Origin of the sequence: Neptunomonas sp. CHC150 (genome assembly GCF_030397555.1) — a bacterium.
Taxonomy (GTDB): Bacteria; Pseudomonadota; Gammaproteobacteria; order Pseudomonadales; family Balneatricaceae; genus Neptunomonas; species Neptunomonas phycophila.
On the sequence record NZ_JAPNXU010000005.1, the window covers coordinates 29,417 to 46,645 of the forward strand.

Genomic DNA, 17,229 nt, shown 5'->3' on the forward strand with positions numbered 1-17,229 from the left:
GATGCGACACACAGGCTTTTTGCCACGTTTAATGCATCCATTAATAGCCCAGTCCACAATTGGGATTAATCAGGAAAAGAGGCACTATCATGCGTGATGTAGTCATCGTTGCAGCTGGCCGTACAGCGGTTGGTACTTTTAATGGAACACTAGCAGGCGTCAAAGCATCTGACTTAGGTGCAACTGTTATTAAAGGTCTTATTGAGCAAACAAAGATAGACCCCTCACAGATCGATGAAGTTATTATGGGCCAAGTACTGACTGCCGGATGTGGGCAAAACCCCGCCCGTCAGGCTTTGATTAATGCAGGCCTACCACAAGAAGTTCCCGCGTTTACACTCAACAAAGTATGTGGATCAGGCCTCAAAGCGATACAACTTGCCACTCAAGCTATCCGCTGCGGTGACGCTGATATGATTATCGCTGGCGGCCAAGAAAACATGAGTGCCTCTCCACACGTACTACCTAATTCTCGTAACGGAGCTCGCATGGGTGATTGGAAAATGGTTGATACCATGATCACCGATGGTCTGTGGGATGCATTCAATGACTACCACATGGGTATTACCACAGAGAATATCGTGGCTAAGTATGGTTTTACCCGCGAAGAGCAAGACGCTTTTGCATCAGCATCACAAAACAAAGCAGAAGCGGCTGTAAAAGCTGGCCGCTTTAAAGACGAAATCATCCCTGTGGTCATTCCTCAGCGCAAAGGTGATCCAATTGTCTTTGATACGGATGAGCAACCTCGCTTTGGTTGCACACCAGAAGCACTTGCTAAGCTGCGCCCTGCTTTCAAAAAGGACGGAACCGTAACCGCAGGCAATAGCTCCACAATCAATGATGGCGCTGCCGCTGTTATTGTATGCTCTGCAGAAAAAGCTGCCGAACTTGGCTTGCCTGTATTAGCGCGCATTAAAGCCTATGCTTCTTCTGGTGTTGATCCAGCAATTATGGGCACTGGACCTATCTGTGCGACTCAAAAAGCATTGGAGAAAGCAGAATGGTCAGTAGACTCCTTAGACCTTGTTGAAGCTAACGAAGCCTTTGCGGCACAAGCTATGTCAGTTAACAAAGACGTTGGCTGGAACACAGACATTGTTAACGTCAACGGCGGCGCTATCGCACTGGGTCATCCTATTGGCGCATCCGGTTGCCGTATCTTTGTTTCATTAATTCACGAGATGAATAAACGCGATGCCAAGAAAGGCCTAGCCACTTTATGTATTGGTGGCGGTATGGGTACTGCACTGGCTGTCGAGCGTGATTAATCACTGACCCAAAAATCGACATAAAAAAACCGCCGTGTCATCGGCGGTTTTTTTTTGGTCAACCATTAAGCTTCTGAAATAGCACCCTTACCAATGCCTTCGTAAGCCCTTACTCGCACTTCATCTAGAGGCCGAATCTGCTTCGTTCGCTCCGCTAAATGTTGAGCTATTTGCTCAACCGTAGTTTCCGTATCGATGTCATAACAACGATCACTGGGTAGCGACAAATAAAACTCACCTTGCGGCGCGTCATAGGCATATACATTCACACCCTCAGGCCCTTCTTGACGATGTGCCTTTGTGCCGATGTAAATATCCTTCCAACGCGTGGCTAAATCAGCCTCTAGCTTATCGTCTCGCACGTCATTAACAAAAATTTCAACCCGTGAACGATGACCATGAGCGATACGTTGGCAATTCCCGTTATGTTGTTGCAAACCATGGCTGTAATGATAAAACGCCCCGTCAATACTCTCAGGGACAAAAGACAACCTCATCCCTCGAACTTCTTGCGGGAAAAGGGCCATTAGCTTTTCAATACACCACGCCGCTAGCGATTCAGGAGTGACCTCATCGATCTCAACCAACGCAATCGCTCGGCTGGGGGAACGACAAACCAGCTCACCACCGTCTGGATATTGCCATTTCACTTCGGTTTCACCAGCATCCGCGCTAACGCAAAGGCGCTCCATCTCAGTAGGCACAACAAGCGCATGATCAATGGTAGTGTCCATCCATTCACGCACGAGCTTTTTAACCACACCGAAATCACACACCATTCCCTGATCATTTAACGAGCCGTCCAGCTCTAATTGCACCAACCACGATTCGCCCATCAAGCCACGAGTCGGGTGCAAGTAAGAAAAATCTACATTTGTCAGGTTATTTACAAACAGCTTCACAATATACGCCTCAATTCTAAGCCGCCCATTCTATCGCATGGAGCAAGTCACTTGCATGAAAAATACAAAGATCAGCTATAAAAAAGTCGTATATTAACGAACAACACATCAATCATTTATGTATAACGAACGGACGCGGTATACTTTAACTTTTTGGACAAAGCCCTATGCGTCTCGACAAGTACCTATCACAAGCCACAGGCCTCTCGCGTAAAGAGGTGAAACGATTAATGCACAAGAACACGGTTACTGTGAATGGTGATCTCGTACGAGACCCCTCACTGCATATCAGCCTAGATGACAATGTCGTTTTTAATGACGGCGAAGTGGCCGCACCAACACCCCGCTATTTGATGATGAATAAGCCTGAAGGCGTAGTGTGCGCTAACGATGACCCTCTTCACCCTACCGTGATTAGCCTGCTATACGATGAACCACGCCCTGACAGCTTACATACAGTGGGCCGCCTCGATATAGATACCACCGGGCTGATCCTAATAACGGATGATGGTCAATGGTCACACCGAGTCACAGCACCCAAACATAAAATGCCCAAGCGATACCGTGTGACAACCGTTGACCCTATTCCAGAGTCAGCCATTGACGATTTTGCCCAAGGCGTTCAGCTGCATAACGAACCACAGCCAACTAAACCAGCCTCGTTAGTCATCATTAACGAACATGAAGCCTTTTTAACCCTCACTGAAGGTAAATATCATCAAGTAAAACGCATGTTTGCTGCCATTGGTAACAAAGTTGAAACCTTACATCGTGATGCCATAGCCGATGTGTTACTGGACGATACTCTTGCTCCCGGTGAATATCGAGAACTGACCCAACAAGAACAGGAGCTGTTAGGCGTATGATGCGCGACAAAGCATTTGATCTACTTTATCAGAGCTTTAATCCAGCACTGCCAAACACCTTATGGTTTGTCGATGAAAACCTAATACCCGAACATGCCCCAGCAGCGATGGGCAACACACGAGTGATCGCTAACCGCTACCATCTACACAGACAACTGCTCGATGCGGGCTGGCATGCGGAGTTTTCTGACTTTGACTGCCAAGACTTAGCACCTGGTAGCTATGATCAAATCTATTTGCGCATCCCCAAAGAGAAGGCGCTTGCTCACTACTTAATCAACACTGCTTCTCGCCTATTAGCCCCAATGGGAAGCCTCATTTTAAGCGGCTTAAAGCAAGAAGGAATCAAAGGATTTTTTGATCGCGCGGATACAGCCGGCGCTCAAACTGAACGCTGGAAGCTTGATAAAGAAACATGGGCAGCGGCTATCACTTTTACCCAACCGATCACGTTAGATGACAAAGACTACACTACCCTGCGCCCCGCCGTCGCCGATACCTCTTTCTCATTTATCAGTAAACCGGGGGTATATGGCTGGAATAAAATAGACCAAGGCAGCCAGCTGCTCATCGAGCACCTTCGCGATATCATCGGTCAATCTCAGCCCCAAAGTGCGTTAGATATCGGATGTGGTTATGGCTACCTTTCCTTACATACGGGGAAGATGCTATCCATCCCCGTGATCGCAACAGACACCAACGCCGCGGCTATTGAGTGCTGTACTGCTAACGCAACGCAATCCAATGTAAACATCTCTGCGGTAGCTGATGACTGTGCACACCACATAGATAGTGTATTTGATTTAGTGGTTTGCAATCCGCCGTTTCATAGCGGGTTTGGCGTAGAAAGCCAGCTAACAGACCGCTTTCTAGCCAGTGCTGCGCAACATTTAACCCCAGACGGCCAAGCTATCTTTGTTACCAACCTACACATCGGCATTGAAAAGAAAGCGGCAGATTACTTTTCAATCGTTGACACTCCAGTGCAAACCAACCACTTCAAGCTTATTCACTTACGGCTCCCCAAAAAGGGCAAAGCTACCGTAAGTGACTAACGAACAACCAAAAACGCCTAGCAAGGCTAGGCGTTCATAAGCTAAACACGTAACAGCATATTACAGTAAATCGCGGATATGCTCTTCACGGTCTTTCGAAGCCGGGTGGCTTGAGAATACACTATGGCTACCGCCACTGGCGGCTTCCATCGCTTGGAACTGTTTCATAACACCAATACCTGCACTAGCATCCCAACCGTGGCGCTTCATAAACTTAACGGCATAGGTATCAGATGCACTTTCTTGTGATTGTGAAAACTGAGCAGACACCAATTTATGAGTAAAATCTCCCAACTGCGAATCCGACAACATACCGACAGTACCGCCAGCTGCTGAAGCGCCTTTACGTGCCGCTGAAGCCGCATAAGCTAACTGGTACTCTTTACGCGTGTGGCCTAATTTTACATGACCTACTTCGTGACCAATAACAAATCGTACTTCATCATCCGTCAACTTATCCATCAAACCCGAATACACTCGAACCGTACCGTTAGGCATAGCAAACGCGTTCATTTCATCTGTTAGATACACTTTGAAGTTCAATTCAAGTCCGTCTTCGTTATTCAGACCCTGAGTAATTCGCGCTAAACGTTTAGCGTATTTATTGCTAGCCGGTGCCACGTTGTTACTAGCATCCAGCTGTTTAGCCGATTGATCAGCTAGCGCAATCACTTCTTGATCGCTAATAGTGGCCGCTTTGTATAAATCCGTCGCGGCTGTCATATCAATGTTTTCCACACAGCCTGTGAGTAAGACAGATGCTGTGACAGCGGCCAATAATGTTTTTTTCATATTCACTTCCAATTTGTGTTTACCTTAAGAAAGGCCGGAATGTAGCAAAAGGTCACTATATTTGCATCTAATAAGACACAAAAGTTCCATTCAGGCTTATAAATCATCAAACATATTACGCAAGCTATTTAAGGTAGCTCTACCTCTTGCCTTATTTAATTCTGGATTTTTTTCCCCATTACCTTCGATTTCCAAATCTTCTTGAGGTAATTCATCTAAAAAACGACTAGGAGTACAGTCGATAAGCTCACCAAACTGTTTGCGCTGGCGAGCTAGCGTCATGGTCAGTGTCTTTTTAGCGCGCGTAATACCCACGTAGGCTAACCGGCGCTCCTCTTCAATATCGCCATTTTCGATGCTATTGCGATGGGGCAATAGCTCCTCCTCCATACCCATCAAATACACATGAGGAAACTCAAGTCCTTTAGACGCATGAAGTGTCATCAACTGAACGCGATTCGAGTCATCTTCCTCTTCTTGGCGGTCCAACATGTCAATCAGGATAAGGCGCGCGATGGCTTCTTCCACACCGGCATCAGGATCATCTTCCTGCAGACGTTCGAGTGTATTGCGTAATGAATCAACCAAGAACCAAACATTCTGCATACGTTTTTCGCCCATTGCATCACTAGAACTGTTCTGATAAATCCATCCTTCATAATCGATATCCTGAATCAATTCTTTAATCGCCTGGATAGGATCACCTTCATAACAAAGGCGATACTTTTCATGCAACCAATGTGTAAAGCGCCTCAGTTTTTCAACAGCGGCCGCTGGTAAGCGCTGCTCAAGTCCTATTTCAGAGCAGGCATCAAACAAGCTGACACGACGCTCTGTCGCGTATTCACCTAACTTTTGTAAAGTGGATGGCCCTATTTCACGGCGCGGTAAGTTAATGATGCGTAAAAAGGCATTATCATCATCGCGGTTAACAAGCACTTTTAAGTAACTCATCAGATCCTTGATTTCAGCACGCGCAAAAAACGACGTACCGCCTGATAACTTATAAGGCACCTGAAACGCCTGTAACTTAACTTCAAGCAAACGTGATTGAAAGTTGCCTCGATATAAAATAGCAAAGTCGTTAAAGGGGATGTGATTACGTAAGTGCAAGTCGAGTATTTCTGTGGCAATACGTTCACATTCCGCATCTTCATTTCGGGTATGCACCACTCGTAGCGGATCACCAAACCCCATGTCACTCCATAAAGTCTTTTCAAAGGCGTGAGGGTTATTCGCAATTAAAGTATTAGCGGCTTTAAGAATGCGGCTCGTTGAGCGATAGTTTTGCTCAAGTTTGACGACTTTTAAGCTAGGGAAGTCAACCTGCAGCTGCGCTAGGTTTTCAGGCCGAGCGCCTCGCCACGCGTATATGGATTGATCATCATCACCTACTACGGTTAACGCGCCTCTGTGGCCTACTAACTGGCGAACTAGCTTGTATTGGCTGAGGTTAGTGTCTTGATACTCATCCACTAATAAGTACCTTATACGCTGCTGCCAGCGCTCTAACACATCAGGGTGCTCTTCAAACAAACGAACCGGAGTCCAAATCAAATCATCAAAATCGACCGCGTTGTACGCTTGTAAATGCGTCATGTAAGCATCATAGGCACGTGCAGCTAATACTTCTTCCGGGGTCTTAGCAAAACTCTCTGCTTTAGCAGGCGTCACCATCTCGTTTTTCCAATTCGAGATCATTGTACGAATCATATCTACTTGCTCCGCATCTTCATCATGATGCATCAGCAGGTCTCTGATCAGCGCCTTGGTATCTTGATCATCAAAAATAGAAAAACCCGGCTTCAAACCTAATTTTTTGTGTTCGCGGCGAATAATATTCATACCCAAATTATGGAAAGTCGACACCGTTAACCCTTTGGTCTTGCCGGGCAATAATTGCGTAACACGCTCCTTCATTTCACGAGAGGCCTTGTTCGTGAAAGTTACAGCCGCTATATATCGCGCCTCAATGCCGCACTTATTAACCAAGTAGGCAATTTTGCGTGTTATAACACTGGTCTTGCCTGAGCCCGCGCCTGCCAGCACCAATAGTGGACCACTAATATAATCAACGGCTTCTCGCTGACGGGGATTTAACTTACTCATTTGATTTGCTCGTGCTGTTTCGCGTCGGTGACAGGTAATGGAAAACCACTAAGAAAAAGCTATATAAAACACTTGTTTGATGGCTTACTGCTTCATGTTACAGTTGATTCTCTGTACAGCATTATATACAAACAAAGGACGAATGCGTTCTGTTCCGTCATTATAATTGGCTGAGGCTCTACCCAGAAAGCGGCAATGCGATATTCACATACTCTCCCTATCAAAGTTCTGGTTTATTGCCCTGATTCCTCGGCTACAGCGCACTTAACCAGTTTATTGCAGTCGCCCACTATTCACACCCAAATCGTTCAGTCTCTCACGGCGGTTAGGCGCTCACTTATCCAAGACTCAGTCAACTTGTTACTGATCTATGATACACCTGACAATGCCCTAGCTGACGGCGCTTTTTTTTATCAAGAGGTTATCGATTCGGCAAAGCCTGTGGTTCTTGTGCAACCGTCTATATCTCATCACGATGGTCAACGGTTATTAGAAGCCTCTTTTGCTGATTACATATCCCTCAACGGCCTTACGCAAGAAGCACTTATGCGTAGCTTTCGCTTGCTCACTCAAGCACATATAAAAGAAGCAGAAATACATTACTTAAAAGAGACCGATTGGCTGACACGTGTTCAAAACCGCACTAGCTTTTACAATACGCTAACTAAACTCATTAACAATCAGCAGGTAAAGGGAGGCGCGACCGCCTTAGTAACTGTTGATATCGATAATTTCCATGGTTTCAATCAGCGTATGGGAAACTCAGCTGGTGACAGCATCATTCGTAGCCTCTGCCATCGCTTATTGATCTGCGCACTCAATAACCCCGTTTATCGGATTGGCGGCGATGAGTTCGCTATTATTTTGGATGTTAACGATAAAACGCAAACAACGGCCGAAATTCAAAAGCTTATCAGCTCGCTAATCGATACCCTTCGCCCAGCGTTCCAACTTCATGGTGAAGAGCATATTTTAGGGGTTAGTATTGGCGTTTCTGTCGCGCCCAAACACGGGAAAAACCCCGACACCTTACTGAACCACGCCAACCAAGCGAGAGCCCGCGCTAAACACAAACACGGTTGTAGCTACTCAATATACGAGCCTAAAAAAGATCCTAAGCCCGTGTTCGACGGCCTTATCGAATCGGACTTGTGGGCCGCATTAAAATACGAGCAGTTTGCTCTTTATTATCAACCAAGAGTTGATCTTCAAACCGGTGCAGTGGTTGGCGCTGAAGCACTCATGCGCTGGCACCACCCTAGCCATGGGCTTATTATGCCTACAGACTTCATCCCTCTCTCCGAAAAAACAGGCCAAATAGTACCGATGGGGTTTTGGGCAATCCAACAAGCAGGGCGGGACTTAAAAACACTGGAGAAAGCAGGGTGCTACCTAGATAAACTAGGGATCAACTTATCGTTTCGCCAATTTCAAAATGATTACCTAGCACGCACCATCCAGCGAATTATTGCTCGCGATAATATTGATACCCAAGTTCTTGAATTTGAACTAACCGAATCATCTCTGTTTAGTAATGATGAACATGTTCGTCACAGCATCGAAGAGCTGTGCAAAACAGGGATTGAGTTCTCGCTAGATGACTTTGGAACAGGCTATTCCTCTTTTGCTTTACTGCAAAAACTACCGGTTAGTACACTTAAAATCGATCGCTCCTTTATTGCCAACTTGCCGCATAATAACGATGATGTAGAAATAGTCCGCGCGATAATTTCCTTAGCGCACAACTTAAGCATGACGGTTATTGCCGAAGGCGTTGAAACCAAAGAACAGCTCGATTGTTTAAAGGCTCATCAATGCGATCAGGTTCAAGGTTTCTACTACAGCCAACCGGTAACACTGCCTCACCTAATCTCTATGATTAACGGCCGTTCGATAGCCCTTCTCTAAAGCCAAGCGCCTCCATAATGGCTGGCCGTCCCACTGCAACATCGCCTTTTAAATCCGCAATAGTTCGCGCCACTTTCAATACACGATGGCATGCACGCGCCGACAAACCGAACCGACCGGCAGCTCCAGCTAATGTATCCCGTGAGCTGTCGGATAAATCGCAAATGGCATCCAGCTGCTTAGCTTCCAATACATTATTACGACACCCCTGGCGCTCGTACTGACGAGCTAACGCTTGCGAAACCCTTTCAGCCACCTGAGCACTGGACTCTGATGGCTGTCCATCCAAACGCAACAAGGTGTCAGCCGGCAACGCAGCGACATTCACAAACAAGTCGATACGGTCTAGCAACGGTCCAGATAATTTGTCTTGATAACGTCTGACTTGATCCGGTGTGCATCGACATCGTCCGGATGGATCACCGGCATAGCCGCAGGGGCAGGGATTCATTGCGCCAATTAACTGAAAACGTGCGGGGAACTCTGTTTGACGGGAGGCTCTAGAGATTAAAATTTGGCCTGTTTCTAAAGGCTCACGCATAACTTCTAGCACCTTGCGTGAAAACTCGGGCATTTCATCCAAGAAAAGAACCCCTTGATGCGCAAGCGATATTTCCCCCGGGCGTGGATGGCTACCGCCCCCAACGAGCGCCGCTGGTGATGCCGTATGGTGTGGCGCTCTAAAGGGACGCACCCCTTGGCAAATATTATCCACAGGCAGCCCAGCAACCGAATAAATGGCGGCAGCTTCTAAGCGCTCATCTTCATTTAATGTAGGCAACAAGCTTGGTAAGCGCGCCGCCAGCATACTTTTACCACTTCCCGGCACACCGCTCATTAATAGATTATGTCCACCCGCCGCCGCTATCTCTAAAGCTCGCTTTGCCTGCACTTGTCCTTTCACATCACTCAGGTCGTGTCGTTGAATTGAATGTAAAGGCATTTCAACTTGAGGTTCCACGGCCTCTAGCTTTTTTTGTCCAGAGAAAGCGGCACAGACATCCAAAAGATGATCGGCCACACGAACTTTTAACTCGCGAACCAAGCGGGCTTCTTGTCGATTTTCATTAGGGATCAGTAAAGCACGTCCTGCTTTTTTACACGCAACGGCCGCTGGTAATACGCCGGTCACAGCACGTAAATCACCCGATAACGCCAGCTCACCGAGTAATTCAACCTTGTGCAGATTGTCTGTCGGTATCTGTCCCGAAGCAGCCAAGATACCAACTGCAATAGCAAGGTCGAACCGCCCCCCATCTTTAGGTAAATCGGCAGGCGCCAAATTTATAGTAATTCGTCGTTGGGGGAACTCATATCCAGCATTGAGAATAGCGCTACGCACACGCTCTCGGCTCTCACGAACAGCCGCTTCTGGCAAACCAACCAAGTTAAGCGCTGGCAACCCAGGCGACATATGAGTTTCAACAGTGACCGCAGGGGCAACAACGCCCAACTGAGCACGGGTATGAACAATAGCTAGGGACATACATCCTTCCTTGGACGTAACAACAATAGAATCAAGACGATAGCAGAAAACAACCGCCGGGTTCAAATACTCTCCTTTATGCTCATCCTATCCAATGGCAAGAAATGCAGCCTACGCTGTCACATATTCTCAAGGATAAGTTGTTCTTGGAGCATTTCGCTACTTAACAGGCGCCCGAAATAATCACCCTGCATATAGCTAACCCCTTGGTGAGTGAGCTGCATGCGTAACCCCGCTGACTGAACCCCCTCTGCCCCTAACGGAATGTCCAAATCCGCGGCTATATCCGCTATTTTTTCAAGCTGACGCCGGCGAGCCAAATTGGAGACCATGTCTTCAACAAGCTCTGCATCTAGCTTTAACAAGGATGGCTCCAGCTCTTTCAGTTGTTGAATGGGGGGTAAGTAATCACTCAAGCGGTTTAGTGCTATGCGATAACCCAGTGCCTCAATATCGAACAAAACGCCTTCATGGTCGCGGGTTTCTATCGCATCAAACTCGATTATCACATGAGTACGTAACGGTTTTGGGAGATGGATACGTTGCGCCATAAACTCAATAAAGCCTGGCAACTCAACAATTTCACCTCCCAGCGTGATAACCACTCCCTGAAACTTCGTGTGTTGAGCCAAACGAGCTAATGGTAGCTCTAACTGTCCAAACAGCCATGTTAAGTACGTTTGCCACCCACCTTCACCTTCAAAGAAAGGAGCCAGTAACGATTCATTACTACCCAAGCAAGGTACACCTTTAAACAAAGGAGTTAACTGGGCTACTTCTATACGGTGGCTACTAACGCCATAAACGGGGCGAAAGCCTATCGCCATTTGCTCATAATCAGGTTTTATCAACCGAGCAAAATCATCGACAGTCAGTGCTTTGCGCTGGCGAGTCGGATCGTACAAGCGCACACCTGCACCCTGACTTCGCTGAGCGGTTTTCAGCGCTTGACTCACGGCGCCCATCAGCTCTCCAGCATCATTTGCTTGCAATGGAGCGAGGGCAATACCGACAGCCGTAGACAGGTGTATTTCGCGACGATCAACACGAACCGCATACGCCAGCAGCTCGTTTAAGCGATTTGCCACCCGTAAGGCCTCCTCTGCACAACCGACATGACGCAACTGAATCAATAATCGGTCATTACGAATTCGGTATAATGTGTCATAACGACGAAGCCCAACTTGGATACGCTCGGCCACATCACTCATGACTTGCTCGGCCGCCTGTTCGCCTAACGTTTCTTGCAGCCAGTTAAAGCGCTCCACCGATAGTTTGACCAATGCGATATGCTCATTATCCAACCGAGCCTGAGAGATCACATAATCTAACGATGTTTTCAAACGAGGCACTTGCTCGGTATCGTTTAAATTACCTAGCGAATAATGCCCAGCTTGGTATATCGGTTCGGCAACCATCAGCCAATGATCACCCTGAGGCGTACACATCAAGCGACAGCTTAACGAAACCGCAGGGGTTACTGGTAGGATGATAGGCTCACTTAACTCACCAAGTCTTTCCTCTGCCCCCCGCTCCATCATAGAGAGGATCTCAGCCGCTTGATCTGGATGAATATCGGCTACCGCTTTCCCTTCTATTTCATCACGGGTGCGCGACAACATGTGGGCAAAAGCATCATTAACTCGTGCGTACAACCCCGGGCTTTGCAGCCATGCAAGTAATTTTGCCATTTCAGCCTCTGCGCTATTCTTTCGTCTACCGTATTTCTGTTACCTAGCAGCGCCTGGGATTATTTCTCCGTGCTTGTGTCGCTGCCGCTCTCTAGCTGGACTTGTATTTCAGCTACCACCTTTTCTAAAGCATCAACTTTTTCGCGTGTACGCGCAAGCACCGCTGATTGCGCATCAAACTCTTCACGCGTTACTAAGTCCATTTTTGATAAGGCTGACTGTAATAGTGCACGCATCTGCTGCTGCCCCGGCAATTCTGCACCATTATTGAACGTGTTTAGCATTTGGCTAAACTGGGATGAGAGGTTATCTATTAGCTTTTCATTCATAAGAACTCCTAATTTATCTTGTATTTATAAAATACTTTGAGCAAATCCATGATAGCTCAATTACGGCTGCCTGAACCCAACATTTTCAGCTCACTGCAAACAAGCATCATATTGGTGCGCGCACAAAAATCGAGCACTGCTTTGCATCGTTTTTCACCTAAGCAACTCTCACAAAACCGAACAAAACCGCTTAAGCTATTGATTACTAACAACAAAAAATTATAGGTATAGCTTTTGCTTTGTGAGACTCAACCGTTTCGAGTCACCAGACCAGAAACGGGCTGGTGATACGAGAAAACAGTTTATAAAAGGGAGACGACCCATGAAACTCATTTCGGCAATTATCAAGCCATTCAAGTTGGATGATGTGCGCGAAGCACTGTCTGAAATCGGTGTGCAGGGTATTACAGTGACAGAAGTTAAAGGCTTCGGTCGCCAAAAAGGTCACACAGAACTGTACCGCGGTGCAGAATACGTTGTGGATTTTCTACCAAAAGTACGTGTTGACGCAGCCGTAGCTGATGATATCGCTGATCAAGTGGTTGACGCTATCAGCCAAGCTGCTCAAACCGGAAAAATTGGCGATGGCAAAATTTTCGTTATGCCGCTTGAACAAGTCGTACGAATTCGTACCGGCGAAACTGGCGATGACGCACTGTAAATAACGACAAATATTAGATCGAGCCTATCGGAGGGCAATCGAGATGGAAGAGCTTTTAAACTCAACGGCGGGGGACTTAACCCAGCTGAAGTATGCAGTAGATACTTTCTACTTCTTGATTTGTGGCGCGTTAGTCATGTGGATGGCGGCGGGCTTCGCTATGCTAGAAGCAGGCCTTGTTCGTGCTAAAAACACAACTGAAATCCTGACCAAAAACGTAGCCCTATACGCTATTGCTTGTACTATGTACTTGCTGTGCGGTTACTACATTATGTACAGCTCAGACGCGGGTGGCATTATGCCAAACTTTGGCGGCCTGATCGGTGACGAAAACACAGCTGAAGCCGTTTTAAGTAGCGGTGGCGACACTTATTACTCAGCTCGCTCTGACTTCTTCTTCCAGGTAGTGTTTGTTGCAACGGCTATGTCGATTGTATCGGGTGCTGTTGCGGAGCGCATGAAATTATGGGCTTTCCTTGCATTCGCAGTCGTCATGACAGGTGTTATCTACCCTGTTGAAGGCTACTGGACATGGGGTGGCGGTTTCTTAAGCGAAGCTGGTTTCTCTGACTTTGCAGGCTCAGGTATCGTACACATGGCGGGTGCCGCTGCTGCTTTGGCTGGTGTATTAGTACTCGGCGCTCGTAAAGGCAAGTACGGTAAAGACGGATCTATCAACGCCATCCCTGGCGCGAACCTTCCGCTAGCAACACTGGGTACATTCATCTTATGGATGGGTTGGTTCGGTTTCAACGGTGGTTCTGAACTTAAGCTATCGGATGTTGGTGAAGCTAACGCCGTTGCTCAAGTCTTCGTGAACACGAATGCGGCAGCTGCCGGTGGTGTAATCGCAGCTTTGATCACAGCCCGCTTGTTATTCAAGAAAGCCGACTTAACAATGGCTTTAAACGGTGCGCTAGCGGGTCTAGTAGCTATTACAGCTGATCCTTTATCACCTACTGCATTGGGTTCTACTGTGATTGGTGCAATCGGTGGTGTCCTTGTAGTCTTCTCAATCTTATCGCTTGATAAGCTACGTGTTGATGACCCAGTAGGTGCGATCTCTGTACACGGTGTCGTTGGTATCTGGGGTCTGTTAGCCGTTTGCTTAAACAACGCTGACGCTACTATTGGTGCTCAATTACTCGGAATTGTCTCTATCTTTGCTTGGGTATTTATTGCATCACTGGTTGTTTGGTTGGTACTGAAAGCCATCATGGGTGTTCGTATCACCGAAGAAGAAGAGTACGAAGGTGCTGATATCGCAGAATGCGGTATGGAAGCATACCCAGAGTTCACTAAAGGTAAGTAATACCTAGACTCTGTAACTAAAAGAGGCGCCTTAGCGCCTCTTTTTGCGTATATAGCGAATTGATTCACTTCACTGGTATTATGGGTATACTGGTCTACTATATTTTGACGTTGTTAGCTGTCGATCCTTTCTATCGACGCTATTAAGGAGACAATTATGAAACTGGTCAGCGCAGTTATTAAGCCGTTTAAGCTAGACGATGTACGTGAGGCATTGTCTGAAATAGGTATTCAAGGGGTGACCGTTACGGAAGTTAAAGGTTTCGGACGCCAAAAAGGCCACACTGAACTGTACCGTGGTGCTGAATATGTGGTCGATTTTCTACCAAAGGTAAAGATTGAAGTCGCTATCGATGATGATATGACCGACCAGGTTATTGAGGCCATCACTAAAACAGCTAATACCGGAAAAATTGGCGATGGCAAAATCTTCGTTATGCCTTTAGAGCAAGTTATTCGAATTCGTACAGGCGAAACAGGCCCAGACGCACTATAGCCGCTTGCGGTTTTAGTCAGCTATTTGGCTAAAATAATAAAAAAGCACCAATGCTGTACGCCCACTATTCTTTAGAGCGGATAGATTGGTGCTTTTTGTTCCGCTGATCACAGCATTTGCGTAAAGACTAACCGCTAGCGTGACGGCACTTCTATCGTCACGGATAAACCTTTCCCTTCAACATTTTCGGCTAGTATATATCCTCCTAAGCGTTCAGCAGCTCGCTTAGCTATGCTCAACCCTAAACCGTAACCTTTGGTACGCTGGTTTTGTCGATAGAACGGCTCAAACAGGGATGATAATGTATCCTCAGGTACTCCGGTTCCATAGTCGGTAATAACGACACGAATACGATGCGCCTTAGGAATGCTCACTTCTATATCAACACGACAGTCCGGTTCAGTATGCTTTAATATATTTCCGACAACATTGCCTAGCGCACGCGAAAAAAGCTCCCCGTTACCCAGCCCCACCCAATGACTTTTTGAATCACCTTTATTGGCGATCAACAGCTTAACTGGCCGATCAGGTTGCGAAAAACTAACATCATCGATTTCGGAGCGTATTTGCTCCACGACATCAAATGTCCCTTGGCGCGCATCAATGTGGTCCAATCGAGCTAACGATAGCATTTCATCAATTAAGCGACTTAAGCGCTCGCATTCCATATTCATGCGATTAACAATTTTATCGTCAGTACCTAATTTTTGCTCAGCCAGCCCCGATGCCGCTTGCAAACGAGCTAAAGGAGCACGTAGCTCATGTGAGACATCTTCAAATAAGCGCTGCTGGCCCTGCAGCATGCGTTCTACATAGCCTGCCATCACATCAAACTCTCGTGCTAACTCACCTATTTCATCACCGCGCCCCAGCAAAGCGGGCTCTATTTGCATTAAATGATCACCATTATGAAATTGCTGAACATGACGGCGCAAACGGTTAACCGGCCTCACAACCACAAAAGACAGCAACAGACTGGCAACTAAAGAGCCGATAAGAATAAATACGCTCTGAAATGAGAACAGCAACCCCAGCAAACGATTAACAGAATTACTCACTTTACCGCTAGGCACAATGACTCGGTATTTACCGGTATCTGCCGTTATGCTGAATTTAAGTGAGTTGGCAAATACCTGTTTATTTTCGCGGCCATAAACCAGATTGCCTTTATCGTTATAGATTAACAAAGGTAAAGGGGCGCGATTTCGTTTGCCGTTCACCGGACGATCGCGGTCATCAAAAAAGTTCGGTGGCGGTGGTGGCACACCAAAATCAACAGCAGGCTTATCTTCCATAGCATCTGGGTTATAAACAGCACCAGCTTCTAAGCGCTCTATAATGATCTGAGCCATCTCTGTTGCTCTGTACTCGTTCATGCGTCGGGCACTATTACGTTCAGCCACTTCACCGATCACGATGACGGTCACGATAATAACGCTCAAACTCGTTAACCAAACCGCAAGAAAGATTTTCCAAAATAGCCGATTAAGACGCATTAAACATCGTCCCTCACTAATAAATAACCTTCACCTCGGACTGTTTTTATAAACTCCTTATCCCTCAAAAAAGCGCCCACTTTTTGACGAACACGACTTACGTGAACATCAATAGCCCGGTCATAAGGAGTTAGGGGGCGATGCAAAACAATTTCCGTTAATTTCGACTTGCTCAGGATTTCCCCAGGATGCTGCATAAACTGGTGCAGCACATTAAATTCGGCACTGGTTAATTCAATCACCTCGTCGCCACACAGTACTTGCCGGCGGGATGGGTCGAGCGTGATCTGAGCGTAACTGAGCACGGTATCAGCCACTGGTTGCTCCGTTAGACGACTGCGTCTTAGCACCGAACGAATCCGCGCCAATAATTCACGAGGATTACAGGGTTTTGACAAATAATCATCAGCCCCCATTTCCAAGCCGAGAATTCGATCAATATCGCCGCCACGCCCTGTTAGCATAATGACGGGAACCTGCACGGATGGTCTCAGTTGCTGCAGCAACTCCAATCCCGAAATTCCTGGCATCATGATATCAAACACCGCCAAATCAAATTGAGCACCCTCTTTAAATAAGCTCAATGCCTCTTCACCACTATTTGCAATAGAGATGGTTAAGCCTTCAGCGGTTAAGTAATCACCCAACAGCTCTGTTAATTCGATGTCATCATCAACCAGTATTATATGTGCGTCACTCATGCTTATTCCTTTCTTCGTGGCAACGTTAGATGTGCCACTCACTTAATATAAGACATTGTAGCGCGTAAAAAATCACTCCAACTACGCCCTCTTCAACCCTTTACCTAACTTTACAAGCATGAAACCCAACTTAGCATTGCCTTGGTACACAATAG

At 46.7% G+C, this 17,229-nt stretch carries 15 protein-coding genes; 7 read left to right on the forward strand and 8 right to left on the reverse strand.

Features of this window, described 5'->3' with window-relative positions; all coding sequences use genetic code 11:
- Positions 1–89 precede the first annotated feature (89 nt).
- Positions 90–1,271, forward strand: a complete 1,182-nt coding sequence (locus OW491_RS04575; protein WP_075173065.1) for an acetyl-CoA C-acetyltransferase — start codon at positions 90–92, stop codon at positions 1,269–1,271.
- Positions 1,272–1,336: 65 nt separating this feature from the next.
- Here the strand turns inward: OW491_RS04575 and OW491_RS04580 are convergent, their stop codons facing one another.
- Positions 1,337–2,173, reverse strand: coding sequence for a 6-carboxytetrahydropterin synthase (locus OW491_RS04580; protein WP_075173066.1), 837 nt, complete (start codon positions 2,171–2,173; stop codon positions 1,337–1,339).
- A gap of 167 nt (positions 2,174–2,340) precedes the next feature.
- Here OW491_RS04580 and rsuA point away from each other — a divergent pair, with 167 nt between their 5' ends.
- A complete protein-coding gene (gene rsuA / locus OW491_RS04585) occupies positions 2,341–3,039 on the forward strand; it encodes a 16S rRNA pseudouridine(516) synthase RsuA (protein ID WP_290034863.1) in 699 nt (232 codons plus the stop codon).
- Entirely contained in the window at positions 3,036–4,094 is a 1,059-nt protein-coding gene (locus tag OW491_RS04590) for a methyltransferase (RefSeq protein WP_290034865.1), read from the forward strand. Before rsuA ends, OW491_RS04590 begins: the two co-directional genes overlap by 4 nt.
- A 60-nt stretch (positions 4,095–4,154) precedes the next feature.
- On the opposite strand, the gene OW491_RS04595 is transcribed toward OW491_RS04590, so the two are convergent.
- A complete protein-coding gene (locus tag OW491_RS04595; protein WP_178969418.1) occupies positions 4,155–4,886 on the reverse strand; it encodes a M48 family metallopeptidase in 732 nt (243 codons plus the stop codon).
- 96 nt (positions 4,887–4,982) lie between these two features.
- The gene (gene rep / locus OW491_RS04600) at positions 4,983–6,995 is read right to left on the reverse strand and encodes a DNA helicase Rep (protein WP_075173069.1); all 2,013 of its coding nucleotides are present in this window, start codon (positions 6,993–6,995) and stop codon (positions 4,983–4,985) included.
- A gap of 195 nt (positions 6,996–7,190) precedes the next feature.
- Between rep and OW491_RS04605 the strand changes: the two genes are divergently transcribed.
- Entirely contained in the window at positions 7,191–8,903 is a 1,713-nt protein-coding gene (locus OW491_RS04605; protein WP_290034867.1) for a bifunctional diguanylate cyclase/phosphodiesterase, read from the forward strand.
- Here OW491_RS04605 and OW491_RS04610 read toward each other — a convergent pair.
- From OW491_RS04610 to OW491_RS04620, 3 genes are all read right to left on the reverse strand, one after another.
- Entirely contained in the window at positions 8,875–10,389 is a 1,515-nt protein-coding gene (locus OW491_RS04610) for a YifB family Mg chelatase-like AAA ATPase (protein ID WP_075173071.1), read from the reverse strand. The two genes, OW491_RS04605 and OW491_RS04610, sit on opposite strands and share 29 nt — an antisense overlap.
- A 119-nt stretch (positions 10,390–10,508) precedes the next feature.
- On the reverse strand, positions 10,509–12,080 hold the full coding sequence (locus OW491_RS04615) for a diguanylate cyclase (protein ID WP_290034869.1): 1,572 nt from the start codon (positions 12,078–12,080) through the stop codon (positions 10,509–10,511).
- A 59-nt stretch (positions 12,081–12,139) separates the two neighbouring features.
- Complete coding sequence (locus OW491_RS04620; protein WP_215151284.1) at positions 12,140–12,409, reverse strand: accessory factor UbiK family protein; 270 nt, start codon at positions 12,407–12,409, stop codon at positions 12,140–12,142.
- A 322-nt stretch (positions 12,410–12,731) separates the two neighbouring features.
- On the opposite strand from OW491_RS04620, the gene glnK (OW491_RS04625) reads away from it, so the two are divergent.
- From glnK (OW491_RS04625) to glnK (OW491_RS04635), 3 genes are all read left to right on the forward strand, one after another.
- Positions 12,732–13,070: a P-II family nitrogen regulator gene (gene glnK, locus OW491_RS04625; RefSeq protein WP_075173074.1), complete on the forward strand. Its 339-nt coding sequence runs from the start codon at positions 12,732–12,734 to the stop codon at positions 13,068–13,070.
- 43 nt (positions 13,071–13,113) lie between these two features.
- Positions 13,114–14,382 carry an ammonium transporter gene (locus OW491_RS04630; protein ID WP_215151283.1) on the forward strand — a complete coding sequence of 423 codons (1,269 nt, stop codon included), beginning with the start codon at positions 13,114–13,116 and terminating at the stop codon, positions 14,380–14,382.
- Between the two features lie 156 nt (positions 14,383–14,538).
- Entirely contained in the window at positions 14,539–14,877 is a 339-nt protein-coding gene (gene glnK, locus OW491_RS04635; RefSeq protein WP_075173076.1) for a P-II family nitrogen regulator, read from the forward strand.
- Between the two features lie 134 nt (positions 14,878–15,011).
- Here the strand turns inward: glnK (OW491_RS04635) and OW491_RS04640 are convergent, their stop codons facing one another.
- Both OW491_RS04640 and OW491_RS04645 read right to left on the reverse strand, forming a co-directional pair.
- Positions 15,012–16,373: a HAMP domain-containing sensor histidine kinase gene (locus tag OW491_RS04640; RefSeq protein ID WP_215151282.1), complete on the reverse strand. Its 1,362-nt coding sequence runs from the start codon at positions 16,371–16,373 to the stop codon at positions 15,012–15,014.
- Positions 16,373–17,074 (reverse strand): response regulator transcription factor, encoded by a 702-nt coding sequence (locus tag OW491_RS04645; RefSeq protein ID WP_290034873.1) that lies wholly within the window; start codon positions 17,072–17,074, stop codon positions 16,373–16,375. Before OW491_RS04645 ends, OW491_RS04640 begins: the two co-directional genes overlap by 1 nt.
- Positions 17,075–17,229: the final 155 nt, after the last annotated feature.